This is a genomic window from Leucobacter soli, from assembly GCF_042659205.1.
Classification (GTDB): domain Bacteria; phylum Actinomycetota; class Actinomycetes; order Actinomycetales; family Microbacteriaceae; genus Leucobacter; species Leucobacter soli.
In genome coordinates, this window is record NZ_JBHSRW010000274.1 from 1 (window position 1) to 2,773 (window position 2,773).

The following is a 2,773-nucleotide window of genomic DNA, read 5'->3' on the forward strand; positions in this document are numbered from 1 at the left end:
CGGGACGGCTGCGGCGGCCGACTGGGGGCGGCTGCGGCGCAGCCGCGGCTGGGACGGCTGCGGCGCAGCCGCAGATGAGCTGCAGGTCTGCTGCGGGACGCTCTTCCGCTGCATCTCGCTCGGCCGCCCTGACGAAGGGCCCCCTTCCCGACGAACGGCATGCATATTCGCCGAAAGGATCGGGGCCGCTCGTCAGGAAAGGCGCCGCTCGTCAGCAAGGGGGCCGTTCGGCGGGAAAACCCGACCGGAGCCCGGAGCCGGGCCGCACGCCGGAGAGCTTCCGTCCGACCCCGCACCGGGCTCGGAGGGCTGACCCCATCAGATCGCGTTCACAACCTCACGAAGCAACCTCACGAGGAACTGCACCTAGCGCTCGAGCTTGCGCTCGGTGGCTCCGATGTAGAGCTGCTGCGGGCGCCCGATCTTGGTCTGGGCGTCCTCGCGCGCCTCGCGCCACTGGGCGATCCAGCCGGGCAGGCGCCCGATCGCGAAGAGCACCGTGAACATGCGGGTCGGGAACCCCATGGCCTTGTAGATGACGCCCGTGTAGAAGTCGACGTTCGGGTAGAGCTTGCGCTCCTTGAAGTAGTCGTCCTCGAGCGCGATCTGCTCCAGTTCCTGCGCGAGGGCGAGCAGCGGGTCGTTGACGCCGAGCTCGGCGAGCACGCGGTCGGCGCTCTCGCGCACGATGCGGGCGCGGGGGTCGTAGTTCTTGTAGACGCGGTGGCCGAAGCCCATCAGCTTCACCCCGTCCTCCTTGCGCTTGACCTTCTCCACGAAGGTCTGCACGCTCTGCCCGGAATCGCGGATCTGCGCGAGCATGTCGAGCACGGCCTCGTTCGCACCGCCGTGCAGCGGGCCGGAGAGCGCGTTGATGCCGGCCGAGATCGAAGAGAACATGTTCGCCCCGGTCGAGCCGACGAGGCGGACGGTCGACGTCGATGCGTTCTGCTCATGATCCGCGTGCAGGATCAGCAGCTTGTCGAGCGCCTCCACGAGCACGGGGTTCATGTCGTAGTGCTCGGCCTTGTTGCCGAAGTTCAGACGCAAGAAGTTCTCGACGAAGCCGAGTTCGTTCTTCGGGTAGAGGAACGCCTGGCCGATCGACTTCTTGTGCGCGTAGGCCGCGAGCACGGGGAGCTTCGCAAGCAGGCGGATCGTGTTGACCTCGACGAACTCGGGCACCGCGGTATCGAGCGAGCTCTCGTAGTAGGTGGAGAGCATCTGCAGACCGCCGGAGAGCACCGCCATCGGGTGCGCCGTGTGCGGCACGCCCTCGAAGTAGTAGCGCATATCCTCGTGCAGCAGCGTGTGCCTGCGGATCTCGGCGTCGAAGGCCGCCAGCTCGTCGGCCGTCGGGAGCTCGCCGTAGATCAGCAGGTAGGCGACCTCGAGGAAGGTCGACCCCGCGGCGAGCTGCTCGATCGGGTAGCCGCGATAGCGCAGGATCCCCGCCTCGCCGTCGATGTAGGTGATCGCCGACTTGGTCGACGCCGTGTTGACGTAACCGTAGTCGAGCGCGGTGTGCCCCGTCTGCCTGGTCAACGTGCTGATGTCGATGGCCGGGCTGCCGTCCGCCGAGTTCAGCACCGGGAACTCGGCCTCTCGGCCGTTCACCGTCAGCTTGGCGGTGCCGTTCTGGCCGGGGGGTGATGCGATCGGCTTCGAGTCGGTCACGTCGTCTCCTCGTGGGTCGATACGGGTGCTCGGCGCCGGGTGTGGCATTGCGCACTCTTTTCAGTCTAGCCAGCCTCAGGGTCGGGCAGGTCGGATCGGCAGGGCCGCGAATCCTCAGAGTATCTTGATATCGAGAAAAATTCGATTCGGCGCCGAGCGCGCCGAAAGGCGGGACGGGACCGGATCCGCGGCTATCGGAGACGCTCGGCCGCCGCCGCGATGTGCGCATCGGATGCCGTGAGCGAGAACCGGACGTGCTGCGGCGAGTGCGCACCGTAGAAGTGGCCGGGGCCGACCAGGATCCCTCGCTCGGCAAGCGCTGCCACGCTCTCCCAGGCGTCGATCCCGGCGGTCGCCCACAGGTACAGCCCGGCCTCGCTGCCATCGATCCGGTAGCCGGCCGCCTCGAGCGCCGGCCGGAGCACGGTGCGACGGGCCAGATAGCGCCCCCGCTGCTCCTCGACGTGCGCCTCGTCCTGCAGCGCCGCCACCATAGCCTCCTGCACGGGAGCCGGCTGCATGAGCCCGGAGTGCTTGCGCACGGTGATCAGCGACGCGATGAGTGCCGGATCCCCCGCCGCGAACGCCGCCCGGTAGCCGGCGAGGTTGGACTGCTTGCTCAGGGAGTACGCGGCGAGCACGCCGGAGTGGTCGTCGCCGACGACGCGCGGGTCGAGGATCGACGGAATGGGCTCGGCGTCCCACGGCGCCGCCCATCCGAACTCCGCATAGCATTCGTCTCCGACGATCACGGCTCCGAGCTCGCGCGCGCGGGTGACCGCGGCGCGCAGTTCGTCGACGCCGAGCACGCGGCCGTCGGGGTTTCCCGGCGAATTGATCCAGACCAGGCGGGTGTGCGCGGGCCAGTCCGCCGGATCGTCCGCGGCCACGGCTTCCGCGCCGACGAGCGCCGCCCCCATCTCGTAGGAGGGGTAGGCGACGCGCGGGAACACGACCGCCTCGCCCGCCGAGATGCCCAGCAGGAACGGCATGAGCGCCACGAGCTCCTTCGAGCCGATCGTCGGCAGCACGGCGTTCGGTGCGACGTCCACCCCGCGGCGGCGGCGGAACCATTCGGCGATCGCCGCTCGCAGGG

General features: G+C 69.0%; 2 protein-coding genes. Both read right to left on the minus strand.

What is annotated here, in order from left to right:
- Positions 1-366 precede the first annotated feature (366 nt).
- Positions 367-1,677 carry a citrate synthase gene (locus tag ACFPZL_RS12015; RefSeq protein ID WP_236021788.1) on the minus strand — a complete coding sequence of 437 codons (1,311 nt, stop codon included), beginning with the start codon at positions 1,675-1,677 and terminating at the stop codon, positions 367-369.
- A gap of 191 nt (positions 1,678-1,868) precedes the next feature.
- The coding region (dapC, locus tag ACFPZL_RS12020; RefSeq protein WP_382335589.1) for a succinyldiaminopimelate transaminase at positions 1,869-2,773 on the minus strand (905 nt) is incomplete at its 5' end.